19 protein-coding genes and 1 pseudogene are annotated in these 21,827 nt (G+C 72.9%); 8 read left to right on the top strand and 12 right to left on the bottom strand.

Features of this window, described 5'->3' with window-relative positions; translation table 11 throughout:
* Positions 1–485 (bottom strand): helix-turn-helix transcriptional regulator (locus BU198_RS44075; protein ID WP_317620491.1); only part of this gene is annotated, 485 nt, incomplete at its 3' end.
* Between the two features lie 270 nt (positions 486–755).
* Here BU198_RS44075 and BU198_RS37755 point away from each other — a divergent pair.
* Positions 756–1,553, top strand: a complete 798-nt coding sequence (locus BU198_RS37755; protein WP_188301290.1) for a glycoside hydrolase family 25 protein — start codon at positions 756–758, stop codon at positions 1,551–1,553.
* 110 nt (positions 1,554–1,663) lie between these two features.
* Positions 1,664–2,242 (top strand): hypothetical protein, encoded by a 579-nt coding sequence (locus tag BU198_RS37750; protein ID WP_188301289.1) that lies wholly within the window; start codon positions 1,664–1,666, stop codon positions 2,240–2,242.
* A 273-nt stretch (positions 2,243–2,515) separates the two neighbouring features.
* On the opposite strand, the gene BU198_RS37745 is transcribed toward BU198_RS37750, so the two are convergent.
* Positions 2,516–3,547: a helix-turn-helix domain-containing protein gene (locus BU198_RS37745; protein WP_317620490.1), complete on the bottom strand. Its 1,032-nt coding sequence runs from the start codon at positions 3,545–3,547 to the stop codon at positions 2,516–2,518.
* Positions 3,548–3,789: 242 nt separating this feature from the next.
* Here BU198_RS37745 and BU198_RS37740 point away from each other — a divergent pair, with 242 nt between their 5' ends.
* Positions 3,790–4,155, top strand: coding sequence for a hypothetical protein (locus tag BU198_RS37740; RefSeq protein ID WP_188301287.1), 366 nt, complete (start codon positions 3,790–3,792; stop codon positions 4,153–4,155).
* Positions 4,156–4,425: 270 nt separating this feature from the next.
* The gene (locus BU198_RS37735; RefSeq protein ID WP_188301286.1) at positions 4,426–4,947 is read left to right on the top strand and encodes a hypothetical protein; all 522 of its coding nucleotides are present in this window, start codon (positions 4,426–4,428) and stop codon (positions 4,945–4,947) included.
* Positions 4,948–5,120: 173 nt separating this feature from the next.
* Here BU198_RS37735 and BU198_RS37730 read toward each other — a convergent pair whose 3' ends face one another.
* Together BU198_RS37730 and BU198_RS37725 are read right to left on the bottom strand one after the other, a co-directional pair.
* Positions 5,121–8,516: a hypothetical protein gene (locus tag BU198_RS37730; protein ID WP_188301285.1), complete on the bottom strand. Its 3,396-nt coding sequence runs from the start codon at positions 8,514–8,516 to the stop codon at positions 5,121–5,123.
* 168 nt (positions 8,517–8,684) lie between these two features.
* Positions 8,685–9,452, bottom strand: a complete 768-nt coding sequence (locus tag BU198_RS37725) for a GntR family transcriptional regulator (protein ID WP_188301284.1) — start codon at positions 9,450–9,452, stop codon at positions 8,685–8,687.
* A 217-nt stretch (positions 9,453–9,669) separates the two neighbouring features.
* On the opposite strand from BU198_RS37725, the gene BU198_RS37720 reads away from it, so the two are divergent.
* A complete protein-coding gene (locus BU198_RS37720) occupies positions 9,670–11,235 on the top strand; it encodes an alkaline phosphatase family protein (RefSeq protein WP_188301283.1) in 1,566 nt (521 codons plus the stop codon).
* Between the two features lie 75 nt (positions 11,236–11,310).
* Here the strand turns inward: BU198_RS37720 and BU198_RS37715 are convergent, their stop codons facing one another.
* Entirely contained in the window at positions 11,311–11,739 is a 429-nt protein-coding gene (locus BU198_RS37715) for an SRPBCC family protein (RefSeq protein ID WP_188301282.1), read from the bottom strand.
* Positions 11,740–12,244: 505 nt separating this feature from the next.
* Between BU198_RS37715 and BU198_RS37710 the strand changes: the two genes are divergently transcribed.
* Both BU198_RS37710 and BU198_RS43590 read left to right on the top strand, forming a co-directional pair.
* Positions 12,245–13,240 (top strand): 3-oxoacyl-ACP synthase III family protein, encoded by a 996-nt coding sequence (locus BU198_RS37710; protein ID WP_223245487.1) that lies wholly within the window; start codon positions 12,245–12,247, stop codon positions 13,238–13,240.
* A 94-nt stretch (positions 13,241–13,334) separates the two neighbouring features.
* A complete protein-coding gene (locus tag BU198_RS43590) occupies positions 13,335–13,466 on the top strand; it encodes a hypothetical protein (RefSeq protein WP_262987102.1) in 132 nt (43 codons plus the stop codon).
* A 23-nt stretch (positions 13,467–13,489) separates the two neighbouring features.
* On the opposite strand, the gene BU198_RS37705 is transcribed toward BU198_RS43590, so the two are convergent.
* From BU198_RS37705 to BU198_RS44380, 6 genes and pseudogenes are all read right to left on the bottom strand, one after another.
* On the bottom strand, positions 13,490–14,410 hold the full coding sequence (locus BU198_RS37705; protein WP_188301280.1) for a phosphotransferase: 921 nt from the start codon (positions 14,408–14,410) through the stop codon (positions 13,490–13,492).
* An 11-nt stretch (positions 14,411–14,421) separates the two neighbouring features.
* Positions 14,422–15,228: an aminoglycoside phosphotransferase gene (locus BU198_RS37700; protein ID WP_411293284.1), complete on the bottom strand. Its 807-nt coding sequence runs from the start codon at positions 15,226–15,228 to the stop codon at positions 14,422–14,424.
* A 68-nt stretch (positions 15,229–15,296) separates the two neighbouring features.
* Positions 15,297–15,431: a hypothetical protein gene (locus tag BU198_RS43585; RefSeq protein WP_262987101.1), complete on the bottom strand. Its 135-nt coding sequence runs from the start codon at positions 15,429–15,431 to the stop codon at positions 15,297–15,299.
* 5 nt (positions 15,432–15,436) lie between these two features.
* Positions 15,437–16,981: a radical SAM protein gene (locus BU198_RS37695; protein ID WP_317620489.1), complete on the bottom strand. Its 1,545-nt coding sequence runs from the start codon at positions 16,979–16,981 to the stop codon at positions 15,437–15,439.
* Between the two features lie 293 nt (positions 16,982–17,274).
* A complete protein-coding gene (locus tag BU198_RS37690; RefSeq protein ID WP_223245490.1) occupies positions 17,275–18,249 on the bottom strand; it encodes a transcriptional regulator in 975 nt (324 codons plus the stop codon).
* Positions 18,250–18,285: 36 nt separating this feature from the next.
* Positions 18,286–18,474, bottom strand: a pseudogene (locus tag BU198_RS44380) (helix-turn-helix domain-containing protein); the annotation flags it as partial.
* Between the two features lie 328 nt (positions 18,475–18,802).
* Between BU198_RS44380 and ligA the strand changes: the two are divergent.
* Positions 18,803–20,881: an NAD-dependent DNA ligase LigA gene (gene ligA / locus BU198_RS37685; RefSeq protein ID WP_188301277.1), complete on the top strand. Its 2,079-nt coding sequence runs from the start codon at positions 18,803–18,805 to the stop codon at positions 20,879–20,881.
* Positions 20,882–21,063: 182 nt separating this feature from the next.
* Here the strand turns inward: ligA and BU198_RS37680 are convergent.
* Positions 21,064–21,827: WD40 repeat domain-containing protein (locus BU198_RS37680; protein WP_411293283.1), on the bottom strand; the 764-nt coding region annotated here is incomplete at its 5' end.

Here is a 21,827-nt window from a genome sequence, read left to right as displayed (position 1 = left end):
GCCAGCCGCTCGCCGAGCAGCGCGAGCAGTTCGGCGCGGGCCCGCTCGCGGCCGTGGAACCAGCGCTCGTCCTCCGCCCGGAAGGACGCGAGCCCCGGGTACGGGCACTGGCCGCGGGTGGCCAGTGCCACCAGCTCGCCGCCGGCCCGCAGCGCCTGGTCGCAGGCCCGGGCGAAGTCCGCGGTGGCCGGCTTGTCGCCGTTCTCCACCTTGCTGATGTGGCTCTTGTCGTAGTGCACCCGCAGGGCCAGGCCGGACTGCGAGAGGCCCTGCGCCCGCCGCCGCTCGCGCAGCGCCGCCGCGAAGCCCTCCGCCGCCCGCGCCCCGGCCGCGCCGTGCCCGCTCCAGTCGTTCCCGGGCCTGCCGGGACCGCTCCCGCCGCTTCCGTCCCCGCTGTTGTGCCCGTCCCCGCCGGAGTGCCCGTCCCGTCCGGATCGCGGCGTGCCCTGCCCAGGCACCCGCCGCCGCTCGCCCTCCGCACTCACCCGCAGCCCCCGGTCCGATCGTGTCCCAACCGTTCAACGAGGCCGGGCCGCAGCGGTCACGGGAGGCCGGGCCGTTCCCCGCGAACGAGCGAAGCCGCAGGTCAGAGCCGTTGTCGAGGTGCCCGCACCGGGCGACAACAGGCAACCGCTACACCCCGGCCGCCCACCTGGCGAAGCTCTCACCAGGCCCCGGGACACACCGGCAGGACCGCCACCCCGGGGCGACGCTCCGTCACCACCCCCGCACCACCGCAGAGGAGAACCCCCCTCATGAAGCCCGACTCCCGTCCCAGGACCCGCACCGCGCTGCGGACGGCCGTCGTCACCGCCCTCGCCGCCCTCACCGTCCTCGCCGCCGCGCCGGCCGGACTCGTCCCGGCCGCGAGCGCCGACGCCGCCGGCGGCCCGCAGACCTACGCGGTGCACGGCTTCGACAGCTCCCACCACAGCCACGAGACCGAGGGCGGCGACCGGGCCTACGACTGGCCCGCGATCGTCCGCGGCGGCCGGTCCTTCGTCTACCTCAAGGCCACCGAAGGCCTCACCTTCGACGACGGCTGGTTCACCCGCGACCTCGCCGGCGCCCGCTCGGTGAACCTCCCGCACGGCGCCTACCACTACTTCAAGGCCGACAAGGAGGGCGCCGCCCAGGCCGACCACTTCCTCGCCGCGCTGCGCCGGGCCGGCCACACCGGCGGCAAGCCGGGCGAACTGCCGCCCGCCGTCGACGTGGAGGAGTGCCGCCACGACGGCCACCCGCTGCGGCTCGACCAGCTCAAGGCCTTCCTCCAGCGGGTCCGGCAGGCCACCGGCACCGCACCCGTCCTCTACACCCGCCGCGACATCGTCGACGACTGCCTCGGCGGCACCAGGGACCTCGCCGGTCACCGGGCCTGGCTCGCCCGCTACGGCACCACCGAACCCCGCCCGCTGCCCGGCGCCACCGGCTGGGACTTCTGGCAGCACAGCGAACAGGCCCGCATCCCCGGAACCGCCGGCCGCCCGATGGACGCCGACGTCTTCCACGGCGACCACGCCGCGCTGCGCCGCCTCGCCCACCTGGGCTGAGGGCCGCCCCCGGACCACTCCGTACCGCTCGTCACCGCGCCACCCGTCACCGCGCCACCTGTCACGACATCACCTGTCACGGCATCACCCCTCGGAAGGGAAACACCGTCATGAACCGCATCCGCCGCTGGAGCATCCCCGCCCTCGCCGCCACCGCGCTGCTCGGCTCGCTCACCCTCACCGCGCCCGCCCTCGCCGCCACCGCGCCGGCCGGCGACACCGCCGCCGTCGTCCGGGCGCAGGACCAGCGGGCCGCCGCCCCGAAGATCACCCGCGCCGAGGAGATCCGCCGCGCCCAGCGCTGGCTGACCGCCAACGGGGGCAAGCCCGTCCCGTACAGCCAGCACAAGAACTGGAAGGACGGCTACCGCCAGGACTGCTCCGGCTACGCCTCGATGGCGCTGGGCCTGCCCAAGTCGGGCCCGAACACCGTCGCGCTGAAGAACGACGGCTGGACCAAGCCCATCAAGATGTCCGAGCTGCGCCGCGGCGACCTGGTCATCAAGGCGAACAGCGGCGACCCGGACCACCGGCACGTCGTCATCTTCGACGGCTGGAACAGCGGCAAGGGCTCGTACCAGGCCTACGAGCAGGCCGGCCACGTCGGCACCCGGCACGCCTCGCACAGCTACGGCCTCAAGAGCGGTGACGGCTACCACGCCTACCGCCCGGTCAACCTGGCCGACTGACACGGAAACCCGGCCGGCGCGCGCCCGCTGACGCGCAACGGCCGACGGCCCGGCACGCTCCCCCGTGGCGTGCCGGGCCGTCGGCCTGGAACCGGATCACAGCGCTCCGCCGCGCGGTGTTCCTCGTGGAGGATGTCAGGACGCGGAGCGGCCGTGTTGGCGCCCAGTGGACAGTTCCTTGGCATTGCGTGCACGGTCCGTTCCCGCGTCCGTTCCGGGTCCAGGGCCGGTCCGTCGCGTCCGCTGTCCGTACGTCGGCTACCCGTACGCCGGCTACCCGTACGCCGGCCGTCCGTGTGCCGGCCCGCCCAGGGTCCGGCGGCGGTGCTCGCGGGGGGAGAGGCCGTACGCGGCCTTGAAGGCGCGGCTGAACTCGGAGGCGCGGGGCAGGCCGCAGCGGACGGCGACGGTCTGGACGGGCAGGGCGCGCAGCGCGGGGTCGGCCAGGTCGCGGTGGGCGCGCTCCAGCCGGTGGCGGCGGATGAAGGCGGCGACGGTCTCGCCGTCGGAGCGCCGGGTGAACAGGCGGTGCAGGTAGCTGACGGAGATGTGGTGGGTGGCGGCGATCACGGCGGGCGTCAGTTCGGGGTCGTGCAGGTTGCGTCCGATGAAGGCCCGGACGTTCTCGACCAGGGCCCGCTGCCGGCTGTCGTCGGGCACGGTGGCCTCGGCGTCCAGCTCCCGGGCGATCCAGGCGGACACCAGGTCGATCACGATGCCGCCCAGGCGGGGGGTCTCGACCGGGCCCAGGGCGGCGGCCTGGCGGTCGAGGCCGACGATGAAGTCCGTGAGCAGCGCGGAGGTGCCCTCCCGGGAGGAGAAGCCGCGGCCCAGCACTTCCTGCAGCCGGTGCGGCGGCAGCGGCAGCAGGGAGATCGGGAAGTCGATGCCGACGGCTTCGACGCGGCGCTCCGACGGGGCCTCGGCGCGGGAGCCGTAGGACCGCAGGTCGAACGAGTGGGAGCTGTCGAGCATGTGCAGCTTGCCGGGCTCCAGGATCACGGTGGGCTCGGTGCCGCGGCTGAGGGCGAAGCCGCCGCCGAGCAGCAGGGTGAGGTGGAACGTCTCCTGGTCCGAGCGCTGGACCCGGCGCGCGGTGCGATGGAAGCGGGTCGGCGGGAAGGAAGTCCGCAGCAGGGTCACCGGGCCGAGCTCCAGGCGCCGCATCTCCGCGCGGAAGTCGGCGGAGTGGTCGCTGGTCACCTCGCTGTCCCGGGAGCGGCCGATCAACTCCCGCCAGCACTCGAACCGTTCCTTCTCTGGTATGCCCTCACTGCTGAACACGTTCTCCGTGCTCGTGGCCACCGTGCGTCCTCCCCTTCCCGCTCTGCCTGGCCGGGCCCCCTTCCCGCACCAGGCGTCACCGAATCCTCGCCGTCGGTGACATCGAAACCTACTAGGTCGGGCCGGGTGTCCCGCGCCCGGGCCCGGGTGTGCGGGGCCGCCGTGCGGCGAGGGGGTCTTGGCAGGCCCCGGGGAATTAGTTGAAGATGCGATAACACGATCGCGTGCGTATCCCCGCGCGCCCGTCCGACGAGGAGTCATCCATGGCCGCACTCCGGAAGAAGAGCCTCACCGCCGCCGTCGCCACCGGGGCGGCCGTCCTGCTCGGGGCGGCCCTCGCCCAGCCCGCGGCGGCCGTCGAGTTCCCGCACGCGTCCGTCGCCTACTTCGCCGCCGGCGCGAACCTGACGGGTGCCCGGACCGTGGTGGACACCGCCGACACCGGCTGCCACAACATCCCGGCCGCCGCCTCCGCGGTCAACTACACCGCCGCCGACATCCGCGTCTACTACACCGCCGACTGCCGCACCGGCCTGCCGGGCAAGCCCAGCGACCTGGCGTTCGGGCTGGGCAGCCTGTCCTGGGCCAACTTCACCTACCCGGCGCTCAGTTACCAGGTCGTCCGGTAGGGCGCGGACCGCCCGTCCGGGCACGCGTGGGGCCCCGCACGGTGTCGTGCGGGGCCCCACGCGTGCCGCCGGCCCGAGTGAGGCCTTCCGTTGCCCCCGGGAAACACGGTGAACCGGGTGTCGATCACCGCCCGTTGGCATGGACGCAGGGGTCGAGAGGCCCCGCTCCCACCGCACGGCGGCGGGCGGGCCCGGGGCCGGTCCGCCGCGGTCAAGGACACCGTGCCGCGGACGGCCAGGAGCCGTGCCGCAGCGGAAAAGAGGGGAACCATGCGGAACACCGGAACGGTCAGGCGCGCCCTTTCGCTCGTCGGAGCCGCACTGGCACTGGCCTCGGTCACCGGGCTGGCGACCGCCACCAGCGCCTCCGCCGACGTCAACAGCGAGTGGAACTGCTCGCGCAACCCGAGCGGCTGGGACCACATGAACTGGGGCAGCTGTCTGCTGCCCGGCGACTCGCTCGTCTCCGGCAACGGCGACTACCGGCTGCTGTACCAGAACGACGGCAACCTCGTGCAGTACGACACCAACACCGGCTACCCGGTGTGGGCCAGCGGCACCAACAGCGGCGGCCCGGGCAAGGTGATCATGCAGTACGACGGCAACCTCGTCGTCTACGACACCTTCAAGAAGGCCAAGTGGTCCTCCGGCACCGCCCTCGGCTGCAACCCCAGTGCCAACTGGCTGCGCATGCAGAACGACGGCAACCTCGTCGTCTACCGCCCGCACGACAACGGCAGCGCCTGGACGCCGGTCTGGTCCTCGTACAACGGCCGCGTCGGCACCTGCTGACACCCGCCCGCCCGCCGTCGGCGGCCGCACCCGCGGCCGCCGGACGGTCGGTTCGTGTTCTGAGTGTTCTGTTCGTCCCGTCGAGCCGTTGCTCGACGGGGTGAAAGTGGTCGGGGTCCCCGGATTCCCGCACAGCGTCCGGAGTCGTGCGGGGACCCCACGCGTGCCGCCGGTCAGGAGGAGGACGAAAAGGCGCCGATGATGTTGGCGGCCCCGGCCAGCTGGTTGGCGATGACGTCGACGGCTGCGTGAGCGAGCCGTACCCATTCGTCATCGGCGAGAGCGGGCAGGCTGAGGAAGCCGAAGAGCGCCGGCAGGGTCCCGATGAACGCGCCGCCGATCGGGACCGGTCCTGTGATGTTCTTCTCGACGACCGCGTAGACGACCCAGGCCAGGCCGACGCCGCCGCTGAGGGTGACGACGATCGGGGCGAACCGGGTCCATGCGGACTGGTCGAACTTCGTGGCGAGGATGCCGGCCAGGTAGCCGACCCCGGTCATGGTCGCCCCGGCGACGATGCCCGCATCGAGGATCTTGTCCCAGTCCCAGGTGTCCTGGGACTGGCCCACCACGGTGAGGACCGTCGCACCCAGTCCTGCGAGACAGACGGAGTACGGCAGCCAGGAGGAGATCTCGCCCTGCTCCTGAGGGGCGGCGAAGTCGAGCCAGACCAGAGGGATGGCCTGCAGGATCGTGGCGAAGCCCGCCGTGGCGTAGCAGCCCTTCGCCAGGGCGATCGAGGTGGGGGCGACGGGGTCGGCTGGGTCCCCGACCAGGGACTCGGCCGGGGTGGGCTGCCCGTGGCCGGGGAGCTTGCCGCCGGGGAACAGCTTCGCCGCGGAGTCGCCGGTGGCGATCTTGTAGCCGATGGTGGCGGGGAAGGCGATGAGCAGCGCCACCACGCCGCCGAGGGTGAGCTTGTCGTCGTCGCCGTGGCCGGCGAGAGCGGCCATCCCGGCCCACAGGGCATTGAGCGGGCCCCAGTGCAGTTCCTTGGACGCGGCGCCGGCGAGCTGTCCGAGCCCGTCTTCCAGCAGGTCGAGGAAGCTGTCCACCAGTTTCCTGGCGAGGTCCATCAGGGTGAGCAGGAAATTCTTGAGGTCGTCGACGAGCTTCGCCAGCGCGGCGTCGGCCAGAGCTTCCGGGGGGTTCAGCAGGGATGCCAGCTGCTGGCTCAGGAGCACGGCCTCCTTGACGAAGGCCTCTTCGATGCTGGTGAGGACCGTGAGGAGGTCCGGTCCGGTCCCGCCGCTGCCCTCGGCGAGGGAGGTGGCGAGGGATCCGGTGGGGGAGCCCGCGTGGTGGACCTTCTCGGAGAACCAGCGGGCCTGGGGGTCGGACGTCGCCGTCGCGACCTTCGGGTTGGCGGCGCCGGATGCGGCCGTGGTGGCGCTGACGGTCGTGACGCCGTTGCCCGTCAGTTCGCTCTTGAACTTGTCCAGGACGTCGGCGAGTTCGGTCTTCTGCCGCTCCAGCCACTGGTCGGCGTTCTCTTTCAGGAGGGCGATCCCGCCGTTCAGGCTCTTCGTGGCCTGCTGGAAGGCCTGCTCCACGGCCATCTTGGTCTCCCAGATGTCCTTGAAGTGGAACAGTGCCTTGAGCCACTCGATGACCTTCTCGATGGCGGCGCCGATCGCGCGCAGCACGGAGACGATCGCGTGCGCCGCGGTCTCGATCCCCTTGATCACCAGGGAGGCGTCCTTGCCCAGTTCCTGGCCCAGCGCGGTCAGCTTCTGGCAGACCCAGTCGGCTCCCTTCTTGATCACCTCACCGACCTTGATCAGGCCGTTCTTGATGCCGTGCCACGCGTCCCCCACCAGATCCCCGATGTCTCCCCAGATGCTCCGGAACTGGGGGCCGCCGTCGAGGGTGCGGTAGAGGGGGGTCAGTTGCGGTGGGGTGGCGAGGCCGTGGGCGGCGACCTTGCCGACCAGTGCTGCGCACTGGGCGAGGTTGTCATCGGTGGCGTCGGGGCCGGCGATCTTGGCGGCGGCGAGGGCGTGGCCCGCCTGGTCGAAGGTGGGCAGGGGCCCGCGCGGGTCGGTCTCGCGCAGGGTGCCGCTGCCCTTGAGGTAGTTGAGGACCTTCGCGCCGGGCTTCACCTGCACCGTGACGCCGTCCGCCGTGAGGAGCAGTTCCGACGAGGCGAGGGTGTCCGCCCGCAGGGTCAGCGTCAGCCGTCCTTCGGCGTCGGTGATCAGCGGGGTGGGGTCCGCGGTGATGGTGTGCATGAGCGGCGGTCCCATGGCCCCCGGAACGGTCCAGAACACCTCGCAGTCCGCCGCGGCGTCGTGGGTGGCCAGGGTCACCGGATGCCGGGGCAGGGGAACGCCCTCCTCGGTGCGGACCAGTGCCTCGACGCGGTGGAAGTTCCCCTTGTACTGCTCCGGCTTCGACGTCGGCGGCAGGACGTGCACACCGCGCCAGCGGCCCGTCCGTCCGTCCCGGATGTCCAGGTTCAGCTGTCCGCCGTCGGGGGCCCAGGAGAACAGCGCGGTCTCGCCCAGGTACCCGCCCGTGGCGGCGATCCCGCCGATGTTCTTGTCGATGGGCAGCGGGGGGAGCCAGCCGTCCGTCCCGCCGCGGGCGCGGCGCACCACCCAGAGCCGGTGCTGGGCGTCGATGGCGTACAGGTCCCGGAAGAACTCGGGCTTCTGTGCGGTCCCCTCGCGGCTGAGGTAGGAGACGACACGGGTGAAGGTGACGTCCTGCGGCAGACCGGGGATGCCCGCCGGTACCAGTTTGCCGTTGGCATCGGCGGCACTGAACGTGCCGGTGGAGAAGGAACCGTCCGTGTTCAGGACCAGCGCCTTGACCTCGTGTCCGTTGTCGTCGCAGTACAGCTCCACGACCTGCCGTGCTTCCTTGCCGTCCTCAGGGAAGAACTCCCCGAGGTAATTGCCTCCGGGCTCCCGGCCCAGCCGCGTCCAGCCCGTCGTCACTCTGCCACTCTGTACGGCGGCACCGAACACGCAGTCGCGTGCCCCGTTGTCGGACGAGGAGCCGTAGGCCAGGCGGTCGTTCGGGAGGCTGTCGAGCTCTGTGCATTCCGACCAGTCGGGTGCTGTGAAGCAAGCGGAATCGGGGCTGTTGCGCACCCGCAGGTAGGCGAGCGGGTACTCCTCACCGTCGAAGGAGGTCTCCACCGACTCGTACGTGCGTGATCCCACCGGCAGGGCCTTCGCCCAGGTTCCGTCCTGCTGGAGGTACGACATGTACGCCTTCTCGTCCTCGGCGATCATCAGGCACCACACCTCGCCGCCCGGGTTGAAGGCCACCAGCTGGGCCGGTGGTGTGGGCGTACCGAAGTCCACGTCCGACACCCTCCAGCCGTGTGCGGCTTCGGGATCGCGGATCAGGTGGTGGACCTTGCGCACAGCGCCGACGGCGCTGATGACGAGGGCCTCCAGGCGGTATCCGTTCACCCACGCCTTGGTCTGGTGGTCCCAGACCTGTCCCTGGGACGGGTTGCGGAACACCGCGACCGGCTTGGGCGACGAGGCGTCCACCGGGATTCCCGTCGCGAACAGCACGTCTTCCATCAGTACGTCCGACACCGAGATCGGCATGCGCTCCTCCAGCCTTCGGGGGGACCCTGCGGGGCCCTGCCCGCCGCCCCGGGCGGGCGGCACCGAGGCGGAGGATCACCCGGGGCTCACCGCGGCAAACGGCATCCGTGCCGAGCCCGCCCGGGCGGCGCACGACACCGGGGGAGCCGTCGCCGGAGCGGGCCCCGGTCAGTCGCCGTCCGGGGCGCCCAGGGCGAGGGTGAAGCTGAAGCGGTCGCCGCGGTAGAGGGTGCGCACCTGCTCCAGCGGGCGCCCGGCGGCGTCCCGGCTGCGGCGGTGCAGCAGCAGCATCGGCAGCGCCGGCGGGGTGCCGATCAGCAGCGCCTCGCGCGGGGTGGCCAGCACCGTCTCGATCCGCTCGTCGGCGGCGCCCAGGCGCACCCCCTGCTCGCGCAGGTAGCCGTAGAAGGACCCCTCGGGGTCGAAGTCCCGCCCCAGCGCGGGCACCCGGGCGACCGGCACGTACGTGGACTCCAGCCCGACGCGCTCCTCGTCCGCGCGCAGCACCCGCTCCAGGTGCCACAACGGCTCGCCCTCGGCGACGTCCAGCAGCCGGGCCATCGCCGCGTCGGCGGGCAGCCGGTCCAGGGCGATCAGGGTACGGCCGGGGCGCAGGCCCTGGCGGGAGACGCCCTCGGTGTAGCTGCTCAGCGACAGCGGCTGCTCGATCTTCGGCCCCGCGACCACCGTGCCCCGGCCCTGCCGGCGCAGCCGGCCCTCCAGCAGCAGTTCGCGCAGCGCCTGGCGCACGGTGGCCCGGGCGACGCCGTGACGCTGCGCCAGATCGGCCTCGGTGGGCAGCCGGCCGCCCGGGCCGAGCTCGCCGATCAGCTCCTCCAGGCGGGCCTTGACCAGGTAGTACTTGGGCACCCGGCCGTGCTCGGGGACGCCGGCGCGGGCGGGTTCCGGGCCGGCCCTGGGGATGGGGTGGTTCACCGCGCCAGCCTATCGAGGACCGGTTCCGCGGTGCCGTGGGGTCGCCAGGACGTTCGGGGCCGGCGTCGATGATCACGGAAGCGTAACGGGTCTGGACTGAATTTCGGCGGTTGTTCATACAACCGTGGACTCGGCGAGGGGCCGCCCTCGCCCGCCCGGCCCATCCTCACTCCCGGTGCAACTGCACCGCGCCGACGATCAGTTGGGGAGTCCTCCGTTGCGTACCTCCCGCTCCACTCGCACCGCCGTCCTCGCCGCCGCCACGGTCGCCGCCACCGTGGCTGCGCTGACCCCGCTGTCCGCCGCCGCCTCGGCCGCCGTGCCCACCTTTGCCGCCGTGCCCGCCGCCTCTGCCGCGGACGGCCCGTACCGGAACCTGCCCAACGGCACCAAGCAGGCCAAGACCCTGGTCATCGGCGTCGACGGCACCCGCTACGACAAGCTGCTCACCGCCGACGCCCCCCACCTCAAGGCCCTGATGGCCGGCGGCATGACCGCCACCGGCAACCTCTACGCCAACCCGCTGGCCCCCACCCTCTCCGGCCCCGGCTGGTCGACCATCGCCACCGGCGTGTGGCCCGACAAGCACCAGGTCAAGGACAACGCCTTCACCGGCGCCCGCTTCGACCTCTACCCCGACTTCGCCACCCGCCTGGAGAACGCCGACCCCGGCAACTCCACCCTGGTGATCGGCTCCTGGAACCCCATCGCCGGCAACGTCTTCAACGGCCGCGCCGACCTGCGCCTCCAGGAGAGCGAGAACGACACCACCACCGCCGCCGACGCCGCCGACTACCTCGCCCACGGCAACCCCGACACCACCTTCCTGCACTTCGACCAGGTCGACGAGGCCGGCCACAGCCACGGCGGCGCCGGCGCCGACTACCTGGCCGCCCTCCACAGCGCCGACACCCTGGTCGGCCAGGTCCTCCAGGCCGTCAAGTCCCGCCCCACGTACGGCTCGGAGGACTGGCTGATCATCGTCACCACCGACCACGGCCACACCGACGCCGGCGGCCACGGCGGCAACAGCGCCAACGAGCGCCAGACCTTCCTGATCGCCGACGGCACCGGCTACACCCCCGGCTCCCGCCGCTACGACGTCAGGCCCGCCGACATCGCCCCCACCGTCCTCAAGCACGAGGGCGCCGCCATCGACCCCGCCTGGAAGCTCGACGGCCGCCCCATCGACGAGATCACCCCCGACGACTTCGACGCGCTGCGCCCGGGCCTGTCGGCCCGTGCCGACGAGAGCGGCATCCCGGCCGGGGTGAAGGGCTGGACCCACACCCCGCCGGCCGGCTGGAGCATCGACAACTCCCGGATGCCCGGCGGCGGCGTCACCGAGTGGCGCGGCTGGACCTTCGCCACCGACGAGTTCTGGACCGCCTCCCAGCTCGGCCAGTCCCGCGAGACCAACGTGCGCGCCCGCAACGTGTTCGCCGTCGCCGACTCCGACGAGTGGGACGACAAGGCGCACGGCGCGGGCCAGTTCGACTCCACCCTGGTCAGCCCCGCCTACCCGGTCTCCGGCAGGAGCCGCGGCGTGCTGTCCTTCGCGACCGACTACAAGATCGACGGGCCGCAGACCGGCGACCTCTCCGTGGTCTTCGACAACGGCGCCCCGCAGCTGGTGAAGTCCTACCGCGCCGACCTCAACACCGTCGAGAACCTCCCCGTCACCGTCCCGGCCGGCGCCGCCACCGCCCGCTTCCAGTTCCGCTACACCGGTACCAACAGCGCCTTCTGGACCGTCGACCAGGTCACCTTCACCACCTCCTGACCCGGACGCCGCCGGCGGGGGAGGGGCACCGGCCCCGTCCCCGCCGGCGGCTCCGTCGTCCCTCCGGGCCGGGGCTCACGCCGCCTGCCCGCCGCTCTCCTCGACATGGCGCCGGAAGTCGGCCAGGTCGTCGATCACCCGGCGGTCGACGAAGCCGAGCGCCTCGGCCACGTGCTCCCACAGCCCGTGCGGCTCGACCTCCAGCTGGAGCATCACCCGGGTGGTCCGGTCGTCCACGGGGTGGAAGGTGACCACACCCCGGTGCCGGGCCGGCCCGGGTCCGCTGTCCCACGCCACCCGCTCCCGCTCCACCAGCTCCGTGGTCACGGCCTCGAACTCCCGCGGCCCGGCGGCGGTCCGCACCACCCAACTGGTGCCGCACTCCGACCGGTCCACGCTGACCACCCCCCGCATGAAACCGGGGAACTCCTCGCACCTCACCCAGCTCCCGTAGACCGCGTCCAGCGGCGCCGCGACCTCGACGGACTCCTCGATCCGATGCATCGTTCCTCCTGACGTCTCCTCACCGGCTGCCCCCCAGGGGGACGGTGTTCCGTAGGACCCGGCTTCCCCGTGTGCGGCCCGGCATGCCCCCGGTGCGCCGCCGGACGCCGGCCGCGCACCCCGCTCGACCCCGCGTGGGCCGCGCTGACCCGCGCCGACGGCGTCGAGCACCGGACCGGCCTCGGCCGACACCGGCGCCCGCAACCCCGGCGTCCCCGTCGCCGTCATGCACCACATGGTCACCCTCGCGACCACCGATCCCGATCCCGATCCCGCTGCCGACTCCGACCCGGACCCGGGTCGGACTCCGCCGGCGCCCTGACCACGGCCCCGGACTCGTCATATTTCCCGGCATTCCCGGCATTGGAATGACGCCCGGCGCCCTCTCCCGTGCGTCGGCCCCGCGAACGCGCTCCCTGCCCTGAGGGTGCCGGTGTCGGGGCCGGCCGGGGTTCGCCGACGAGGGTGCGCAGCCGGAAGGGGCAGTGACGTGGACTATGGCCTGATGTCATTCGGATCGGCGCTCGGGGAGCCCGTCGCCGTCGAGGACGCGGTCTCCGAGTACACCGCGGACGTCGAGCGCATCCAGGCGTACGGCTACCGCACCATCCACCGCGCCCCGGACGGGGTCGGGCTCACCGACCTGGCCTTCGACGCCGCCCGGGCGGCCCTGGACGAGGCGGACACCGACCCCGCCGAACTGGACCTGGTGGTCCTCGCGATCACCGACATCCCCGAGTACCTGTACTGGGACGCGGCCGCGAGCCTCCAGGACCGGCTGGGCGCCCACCGCGCCGAGGCGGTCCTGGTCAGCCAGGGCTGCGTCAGCGGGATCACCTGCTTCGACCTGCTCGCCGGCCGCTTCGCCACCCACCCCGACTACCAGCGGGCGCTGGTGGTCGGGGCGAACCGGACCTGCGACGCGTACTGGAACCGGATGTACACCAACTCGCTGCTGTTCTCCGACGGCGCCGGCGCGGCCGTGGCCGGACGCGACCACCCCGAACTGCGCTGGCGGGCAGGCGAGGTGATCAGTGACGGCCGCTACGCCGACCTGTTCCGGATGGACCAGGGCGGCGCGGCCGCCCCCTTCCAGGGCGGCCAGGTGCCCCCGCCGGCCCGCGACGCCTGGGACCTGATGGAGTTCTTCGACTACGACACGGAGCGCTTCCAGGAGTTCATCGGCCTGATGGGCGACCGGGTGCAGGAGGTGACGGCCCGGGCCTGCAAGCGGATCGGCGTCTCCGTGTCGGACCTGGCCAGGGTGGTGCTGCTCAACGACAACCTCTCCACCCTGACCAAGCTGGCCGACCTGCTCGGCGTCCCGCCGGAGCGCACCAACCTCGACATCTCCCTGGAACGGGGCCACTTCGGGGCCGCCGACCACATCCTCAACCTCCAGCACCACCGCGCGGCCGGGCACCTCGCCCAGGGCGACCTGATCGCCCTGACCGGCATGGGACGCGGCATGCACTGGGCCTGCGCGCTGCTGGAGTGCTGACCGGTACCCCCGGCCGCAGGAGGCACTGAACGACCCCCCGCCGCCGTACGGCCGGGCGCCGGGCGTTGTCAGTGCCGTCCGCCATGATTCCCACATGATCGACACCGCCGCCCCGCTGGCCTCCCCGTCCGAGTACGCCGACGCCGACGCCGTCGCCACCGCCGTCCAAGCCGCCGCCGCGTACTACGCCGACGGTGCCACCCCGCTCGGGGACACGGAGGGGTAGTCCCACAGTTGGTGGGGCCTCCTTCACACCTCGAGGAGATCCACGGCCGATATCAGATGGCGGCGAACGACTTTGACGGCCCCGGGGTCCTTGGCGGGGTCGTTGATCCATCGGTGTGCTTGTTCAAGGAACCATTCGATCGCCCAGACCCGGTGCCATCCCAGCGCCCACGCCTCCGGGGGCAGCCCGCCGCGGCGGGCGAGCGCGTCGCGTGGCCCTCCTGCGGCGATGTAGGCGTCGATGAGTCCGCGCAGGCGTGCCGGGTCCGGGGGCTGCCTGAGAGTGAGGCCCTGCCAGGAGGCGAGGTCGAGGAGGCCCGGTCCGGTGAAGGAGTGGGCGAAGTCCAGCAGGTGCCAGCCCCGGGGGCCGATGTGCAGGCTGGACGGGTGGTATTCGGAGTGCACCCAGCCGAAGGGAGCGGTCAGTGCGCCGACTGCCTTCTTCTTCGCGGAGTGCGCGAGGGCGTACAGGGTGCTGGTGAGGTCTTCGGTCCCTTCCGTCCAGCGGTCGGCGGCTCGCAGTCGTTGCAGGTGGCCCAGGGCTTTGCCGGGCAGGGCTGCCAAGGCGTTCTGATCCAGTGTTGGCAGTGACGGCGGTGGGGCGGCTGCGTGAAGGAGCGCGGCGGCTGTGGTGACTTCGCTGTCGGTGGCTTCGCGCTGCGGGTCGCCGAGGTCTTCGAGCACCATCACGAGCAGGCCGCCTCGCTGGGCTGAGCCGAGCACCTGAGGCACCGGGACGCCGGCCTGTGCGGCGGTCCGCAGTATCTGGTCCTCCTGGGTGAACGGCTCGCGCGCGTACTTCAGGACGGCGGTGGTGCCGTCGGGGTAGGTCAGCCGTTCGACTCCTGACATGGACCAGACCCGCAGCGGAAGCCGGGTCGGCGCCCGGTGGCCGGTGGCGTCGGTGATCTCGTCCAGGAGGCCGCTGATCAGGGCCGGGTCCATGGGTGGGTCGGTCACTTCCCGGCCGGCGAGTGGTCGCGTCGGTGGTCGCGCCAGGCGAGAGCGGAGGCGGCCATGGACCGTGTCCACGCTGCCGCCGACGCCTGGGCGTGGACCTCCTGCCAGTAGCGGGCGCTGGCCTCGGCGAAGGCGAGAAGGACCTTGGGGTCCGCGGCTTCGAACGCCGGCAGCCGGCCGGCCCACTGCTCGGCTTGCCGAGGGGTGTGTCCGGCGTCGATCAGACGCACGGCCCAGACGGCCGGGTCGCCCCAGCCTGGGCCCCGGGTGGGCCAGGCCCAGTCGATGAGGTGGGCGGCGTGGTCGACCAGGACGTTGTGCGGGGCCATGTCGGTGTGCAGGAGCGCGTCCCCGTCGAACAGCTCCGGGGTGTCGCCGTAGGGCGCGTACCGCTTGGAGAAGCTCAGCAGCGGGATGTCCGGGCAGGGCGTGCGGGCGAGTTCCGTCAGCGCGTCGACGACCAGGGGCAGGTCGGGGCTGCCCGGTGAGAAGTCGGCGAGGTGGCCCTCGATCGCCTCGAAGCCGAGCAGGTCCCAGCCCCCGGCCTGCAGATGCCACAGCAGCCGGGGGGATGACTTGGGCAGGTGCGGGTTGACGGCGGCTTCGCGCAGCTGCGTCTTGACCTGGCGGTTGTCGACGGGGATGCCCTTGATGAACACCGCGCCGGAGGCGGTCATGGCCTTCACGGCGACGCCGGAGTTCGCTCCGCTGGACGCGTCGGCGGTGGTCAGGAAGGGGCCGGTGCGCTCCTGGACGGCCGCGCGGGAGGCAGGCGGGAGGTGGTGCCAGGCGAGGCGGTTCATCGACACTGCTGGACTCCAGAGGGGCGGTGGGTGGTGCCCCGACCTGGGCCGGGGCGCCACCGGACGAGCTAGTACGGCTGGGAATCACTCGACGAGCAGGAGCACATGACGACCTCCAGGACGTCGTCCAGGTCGCCGACGAACACGACCTCCTCGTCCTCAAGGGGTCGCTCGGTGAGCGTAAGTGCTACGGGTACCGGCATTGGGTTTACCTCCCTCCGTGCTGGCAGTAGGTGTTGAGCGGGGCCTTCGCCTCCTGGTAGAGCTTGGCCAGCGGTCGGCAGGTGAAGCAGGTGCCGGAGAGCGCGCAGCCGGAGCATCCACCGGTGCGAAGCTGGAGGGAGTCGGCGACGGCGCCCAGTTGGCGCAGGCCGTCGACGCCGTCGGTGATCAGGTCGAACCGGGGGTCGCGGCCGACCTTGCAGATCGATGCCTTCCCCCAGGGGTCGGCGTGGAAGAAGGTGAGCCCGGCGTTGCAGCCCTGGAACGGCTTGCGCGGCATGACGTAGTCGGCGGCCTGGGTGCCCATCCGCTCGCCGCCGCCCTCGATGGTCGGGCTCATTGTGGTGAACACGTGGTGAGGGAAGCCGTACCGGTCGGCCAGCGCCTGCATCCGGGGGATCTCTCCCGCGTTGCGCTCGGAGACCACGATGTTCAGCTTCAGGGGCAGGCCCGCGTCCCGGGAGGCTTCCAGACCCTTGATGAACCGGTCGAAGGCGCCCCGGTTGCGGGTCATGCCGTCGTAGGAGGCGGCGGTGGCGCCGTAGACGCTGACCGCGATCAGGTAGGGGCGGTGGCGGGCGAAGAGCTCCTGGATGCGCGGCTTGGACAGCTGGCTGCCGTTGCTGGCGATCGAGACCATCAGCCCCAGCTCGTTCGCGTACTGGTAGGCGGCCGGGAAGTCGCGGTCGATCAGGGGCTCGCCGCCGGTGATCTGGAACCACAGGGCGCCGGAGTGCCGGACGACGTTCAACATCTTGACCTTGTCCTCCCAGGCCAGGCCCTCGAAGTTCTTCAGGCCCAGGTAGCAGTGCTCGCAGTCGTAGTCGCAGCCCTTGTTGATCTCCCACGACGCACGGCCGTAGCCGAGCGCGGCGGGCTGCCGGACCAGGACCGTCCCGTGGAGCCGCCGCCCGTCCAGGACCATGCCCCAGGCGTTGCGGGCCGCCTCCGTGAGCCATCCGGGCACCATGGCCTGCGGCGGCGCGTCCAGGAGCTCCCGGTACCGGCCCGCGCCGATCCGCAGGCCCTCGCGCCGGCCGGGCCGGACGGCCACATAGCCGTCCAGGAACGGAGAAGCGATCAAGTCGTGCATGGACACTCCCTTGGACGGCGGGCGGGATGGCGGGGTCGCGCAGTGGAACGGGTGTGCGGGGACAGCAGCCCCAACCCAGCGGGGCAGTATCGGCTCGGCCGAGCGTCGGACGGGTCTATGGCCTTCTCCTCGGCGGACGCGACTGGGGCAGCCGGGCGGCCGTGGCCGCAGCGTGTGCTCGGTGGTGCCGAGGTGCCGGCCGGTCATGACGCACCCCGCGGTTCCGCATGCACCGTCTAGGAGACAGCCGGTCTTGGAGGCGTTGCCCACGATCTCGGACGCGATCAGCTGGGCGTCGTCGATCAGGTCGCCCAGCTCCCACTCGGCCGGCTTGTCGCGGACCAGGCGGCGGGCCGCCGAGGCCGACTCGGGCCGGTAGGGCAGGTGAGCGATGGACGGCTTCTCGATCGTGGGCACCGGGACGGTCGCCGTGCTCACGAGGCCGGGCGCATTCGGGGGTCGGCGGCCGGGGAGAAGTCGGCCCAGCCGGCCGCCGCGGTGGCCAGGGCCCTCCGCCGTAGGCGGTCACCGGCGGATCTGCGCGGTCCGGACGGCGCCGGGCGGCGGGTAGCGGCGATCACGGGCTCCAGAAGGATCAGCGGTGTGGTGGAGGCCGGTCCGGACCGCGCGTGGGCCCGGACCGGGCTCATACCCCGGCTTCACGTCGCGGGGCCTGAACACCACGATGCCGCTGATGTAAGGCCGTGAATTTCACCGGAAGTGAAAGATCGTCAGATGCCCGTTCGTGTGATCCAGGTTGACAGCCGCACACTCCGGCGGCTAGCGGAGCGTGACAGGGCGATCACAGTCTCGCGGGCGAGCGGGTGCCGGGAGACCTGCTCGGGCGCCACCGCGTACGCGGTATCCAGCTGGTCGAGCGCGGCTTCGGGCCTGGCCATCCACCGGTAGGCGCGGGCCAGATCGATGTGGTGGTGACCGATCCTGGTCGGTGCCCACCCGGCCGGGAACCGCAGGCCCTTCGCGGCGTCCACCGCCTCGTCGTGCTCGCCGGCCTCCACCAGCGTCATTACCCTGTGGACCTGAACGTTGGTGGGCCCGAAGTGCAGCGACAGGTCCGGCCGTTCACCGGTCTTGGCGGCGACCTTCCGGGCCGCGTCCAGGTGATGCTTCATCGCATCGGTCTGCCGGGCGCGGGCGGCGACCACGGCGGAGCCGAGGTGGAGCTGCCCTGCGGTGACAAGCGCGCTCGGCGTCTTGGCGTCGGTCCCGTCCAGGTGGCCGCGGCCGGACTCCTGGAGACGCCGGCATGCCGCCAGGTCGCCGACGCGCAGGTAGGCGGTGACCCGCAGGTACTCGCGGGCGGCCCGCAGAGCGGGAGCACGGTCACCGGCCCGCTGGGCGGCCCAGTCCATCCTGGCCAGGGCCGTCGCGGACAGGTCGTTCAGGCCGATCGCGATCCCGACCGAATGCTCGCACCGGTATGCCTCCGCCAGCAGGCCCCATGCCTGCCGCTGCTGTTCTCCAGTGAACTCGTGTGCTGCCGTGTGCAGTTCGACCAGCAGCCCCGGCAGCATTGCCACCATCGGCTTGTACTTCGCTGCCTGGGCCAGCGCGTTCACCTGCCGTACCGCCGCCCGAAGAGCCGGCAGGGCCCGCGGGCGCACGGCCTCCTGCGGCGGCAGGTCGTACAGGTCGAGCGTGGTGCGGATCGGCCCCATCAACGGGACCAGCGGGTCATCGGCCATGCCGTCACCGTACGAGGGCGGCTGCAGGTCGCCCGGCTCAACTCCCAAGGCCCGGGCGACCGCTGCCACGAACTCCGGCGTCGCCGGCTTGTGCCCCGACACCACCTTCGTGAGCAGGCTGTACGAGACATGAGCGCGATCGGCGAGCTGCCGATGACTCAAACCCCTCACATCCTCGTAGGCCGCGATCCGCTGGCCGATGCCGATTCCGTCCGGAGGTGCCATGCTGGTCCCCATCCCGTGCACGCCTTGAACCCGTGTGCACGGGACCGTACCCCTGAAGCCGCCCGTCCACAGATCGTTTCGGCACCGGCCCCTCCCGCACCGAACCGGACGCGGCCCTCGCCGCCGTTGCCCCCGAGGGCACGCCCCCGGGCACCTGGCTCGCCCTCGCCGACGGGCGCGTCCTCGGCACCGGCCCCACCCCCGGCCGGGCCCGCCGCGACGCCCGCCGCAACGGCGCCGGCACCCCACCAGCGCCCGGCTGCACTGACCCCCGCCGCCGTACGGCCGGGCGCCGGGCGTTGTCAGTGCCGTCCGCCATGATTCCCACATGATCGACACCGCCGCCCCGCTGGCCTCCCCGTCCGAGTACGCCGACGCCGTCGCCACCGCCGTCCAGGCCGCCGCCGCGTACTACGCCGACGGTGCCACCCCGCTCGGGGACGACGAGTACGACGCCCTGCTCAAGGCCGTCGCCGCCTACGAGGACGCGCACCCCGACCAGGTGCTCCCGGACTCGCCGACCGGCAAGGTGGCCGGCGGCGCCGCCCTCGGCGACGTCCCGCACAGCGTGCCGATGCTCTCGCTGGACAACGTCTTCTCCGCCGAGGAGCTGGAGACCTGGGCCGCCGGGCTGGAGCGCCGCCTGGGCCGGCCCGTCACCGCCTGGTGCGTGGAGCCCAAGCTCGACGGCCTCGCCGTCGCCGCCCGCTACCGCGCCGGGCGCCTGCACCAGCTGATCACCCGCGGCGACGGCCTCGCCGGCGAGGACATCACCCACACCGCCGACGCCGTCCTCGGCCTGCCCGCCGAACTCGCCGAGCCGCTCGACCTCGAACTGCGCGGCGAAGTCCTGCTCACCCAGGACCAGTTCGACCACGCCAACCGGATACGCGCCGACCACGGCGCCACCCCCTTCGCCAACCCGCGCAACGGCGCCGCCGGCACCCTGCGGGCCAAGGACCGCCCCTACCGGATCGAACTGACCTTCTTCGCCTACGACGCCGTCGGCCCCGACGACCTCGCCCACAGCGCCCTCCTGGACCGCCTCGCCGCCCTCGGCGCCAACACCGCCGCCACCACCGCGGCCCGCCCGCGGCCCTGCGAGGGCGTCCAGGAGGTCCAGCAGCGGATCGACGAGATCGCCGCGCTGCGCGCCGAACTCCCCTTCGGCATCGACGGCGTGGTGGTCAAGGCCGACCTGGCCGCCGACCGCGCCGAGGCCGGCTCCGGCTCCCGGGCGCCGCGCTGGGCGGTGGCCCGCAAACTGGCCGCCCAGCACAAGGTCACCCGGCTGCTCGGGGTGGAGTGGAACGTCGGCCGCACCGGGATCATCGCCCCGCGCGCCGTCCTGGAACCGGTCGTGATCGACGGCGTCACCGTCACCTTCGCGACCCTGCACAACCCCGCCGACATCGAACGGCGCGGCCTGATGATCGGCGACCAGGTCTTCGTCTACCGCGCGGGCGACGTGATCCCCCGGGTGGAGGCCCCGGTGCTCGACGCCCGCACCGGCGCCGAGCAGCCGATCGCCTTCCCCGAGGCCTGCCCGCGCTGCGGCGACGCCGTCGACAGCAGCGAACAGCGCTGGCGCTGCGTGCGCGGCCGCAACTGCCAGGCCGTCGCCTCCGTCCTCTACGCGGCCGGCCGCGACCAGCTCGACATCGAGGGCCTCGGCGGCACCCGCGCCGTCCAGCTCGTCGAAGCCGGCCTGGTCGCCGACCTCGCCGACCTGTTCACCCTCACCCGCGACCAGCTGCTCACCCTGGAGCGGATGGGGGAGACCAGCGCCGACAACCTGATCGCCGCTCTCGCCACCGCCCGCACCCAGCCGCTCAACCGGGTCTTCTGCGCCCTCGGCATCCGCGGCACCGGGCGCACCATGTCCCGGCGGATCGTCGCGCACTTCGGCAGCATGGCGGCGATCCGGGCCGCCGACGCCGAGACGCTGGCCGGGGTTGACGGGATCGGCACCGAGAAGGCCCGCGTCGTCGCCGCCGAACTCGCCGACCTCGCCCCGCTGCTGGACCGCCTCGCCGACCTCGGCGTGGGCACCGCCGTCACCGTTCCCACCGCCCCCGCCGCGGTGGCGGGGGAGAGCGGCACCGAGGGCGGCACCGAGGGCGGCGAGGGCGAGGGCGCCGAGAGCGACGGGGGACCGCTGGCCGGCGAGGCCGTCGTGGTCACCGGCAGCATGACCGGCGCGCTCGCCGACCTCTCCCGCAACCAGATGAACGAACTGATCGAACAGGCCGGGGGCAAGGCCTCCTCCTCCGTCTCCAAGCGCACCACCCTCCTGGTCGCGGGCGAGAAGGCCGGCTCCAAGCGGGCCAAGGCCGAGGAACTCGGCATCCGCATCCTCACCCCCGAGGAGTTCGCCGCCCTGGTGGCCGCCCACCTCCCGGCCTGACGCGGCGGCAGGGGCCGCAGGGGCCGGGCACCTCCGAGGGAACTGGGATACCGGGGCGCCCGGAGCATCGGCAAGGATGCGTAGGCACTCCGAACGCACCCCTGCACGGGGCGTGCCCGCGTCCGTCGCCGCGCGCACGTCCCGGCCCGCGAGGGTCCGGCCCGGGGGCCGGACCCTCGTGTTCACGCCTCCGCCCGTCCTCCTCCGGCCTGGCCGGCGTGCTCCGCGAGCCGGAACACCGCGACCTCCCAGCCGAATCCGGCCACCAGCCGGTCCGCCGGGGCCGCGGCCAGCGCGCCGACCGGCAGCGGCAGCACCAGGTCGGGGCCGACCCGGGCGAGCGTGCCCAGGTCCCAGGTCCGTACGGTGCCGTCGGCGCCGCCGGTGACGAGCACCGGGCGGCCCGCGATCCGTGCGACGGTCATCGCGGTGAGGCCGTCGTCGGCGGCGTGCAGGGGCGGGCCGACCGGGGTGCGGGTGAGCAGGTCCCAGACGTGCACCAGGCCGTCGTCGATGCCCACCGCCAGGACCGGGCGGCCGTCGACCACCGCCGCCGCCACCGCCTCGACGACCGGCCCCTCGTCGTCGTCCTCGTCCTCTTCGTCCTCTTCGTCGATGTCGCCGGTGTCCTCGGCGTCCTCGGTGTCCTCGTCCGCCGGCTCCCGCTCCCGTGGCGGGGCGTCGGCCGGGGCCGGGAGCGGGATCGGGATCGGCTCGCCGACCGGCGCACCGGTGGCCGGCTCCCACAACCGCACCGTCTCCCCGTCCGCCGTCACGGCGAGCGGCCGGCCGTCGACCACCACGGTGGTCACGGCGGTCACGGCGGACCCGTGGCCGGCCAGGGGCCCGTGGAGGTCCTCCCCGGTGGCGAGGTCCCAGACCCGGACGAGGCCGCCCGTGCCCCCGGTCACGGCGAGCGGACGCCCGTCGGCCACCACGGTGGCCA

This window comes from Streptomyces sp. CBMA156 (assembly GCF_014596515.1).
Classification (GTDB): domain Bacteria; phylum Actinomycetota; class Actinomycetes; order Streptomycetales; family Streptomycetaceae; genus Kitasatospora.
The sequence above is the reverse complement of the archived record's forward strand: the minus strand, read 5'-3'. Positions and strand labels throughout refer to the sequence as shown.

What these genes read in the sequence shown, in the direction of transcription:
- BU198_RS37755 (WP_188301290.1), top strand. Translation starts at nt 756, where the DNA reads ATGAAGCCCGACTCCCGTCCCAGGACCCGCACCGCGCTGCGGACGGCC.
- BU198_RS37750 (WP_188301289.1), top strand. Translation starts at nt 1,664, where the DNA reads ATGAACCGCATCCGCCGCTGGAGCATCCCCGCCCTCGCCGCCACCGCG.
- BU198_RS37740 (WP_188301287.1), top strand. Translation starts at nt 3,790, where the DNA reads ATGGCCGCACTCCGGAAGAAGAGCCTCACCGCCGCCGTCGCCACCGGG.
- BU198_RS37735 (WP_188301286.1), top strand. Translation starts at nt 4,426, where the DNA reads ATGCGGAACACCGGAACGGTCAGGCGCGCCCTTTCGCTCGTCGGAGCC.
- BU198_RS37730 (WP_188301285.1), bottom strand. Translation starts at nt 8,516, where the DNA reads ATGCCGATCTCGGTGTCGGACGTACTGATGGAAGACGTGCTGTTCGCG.
- BU198_RS37715 (WP_188301282.1), bottom strand. Translation starts at nt 11,739, where the DNA reads ATGCATCGGATCGAGGAGTCCGTCGAGGTCGCGGCGCCGCTGGACGCG.
- BU198_RS37710 (WP_223245487.1), top strand. Translation starts at nt 12,245, where the DNA reads ATGTCATTCGGATCGGCGCTCGGGGAGCCCGTCGCCGTCGAGGACGCG.
- BU198_RS43590 (WP_262987102.1), top strand. Translation starts at nt 13,335, where the DNA reads ATGATCGACACCGCCGCCCCGCTGGCCTCCCCGTCCGAGTACGCCGAC.
- BU198_RS37705 (WP_188301280.1), bottom strand. Translation starts at nt 14,410, where the DNA reads ATGGACCCGGCCCTGATCAGCGGCCTCCTGGACGAGATCACCGACGCC.
- BU198_RS37700 (WP_411293284.1), bottom strand. Translation starts at nt 15,228, where the DNA reads ATGAACCGCCTCGCCTGGCACCACCTCCCGCCTGCCTCCCGCGCGGCC.
- BU198_RS43585 (WP_262987101.1), bottom strand. Translation starts at nt 15,431, where the DNA reads ATGCCGGTACCCGTAGCACTTACGCTCACCGAGCGACCCCTTGAGGAC.
- BU198_RS37690 (WP_223245490.1), bottom strand. Translation starts at nt 18,249, where the DNA reads ATGGCCGATGACCCGCTGGTCCCGTTGATGGGGCCGATCCGCACCACG.
- ligA (WP_188301277.1), top strand. Translation starts at nt 18,803, where the DNA reads ATGATCGACACCGCCGCCCCGCTGGCCTCCCCGTCCGAGTACGCCGAC.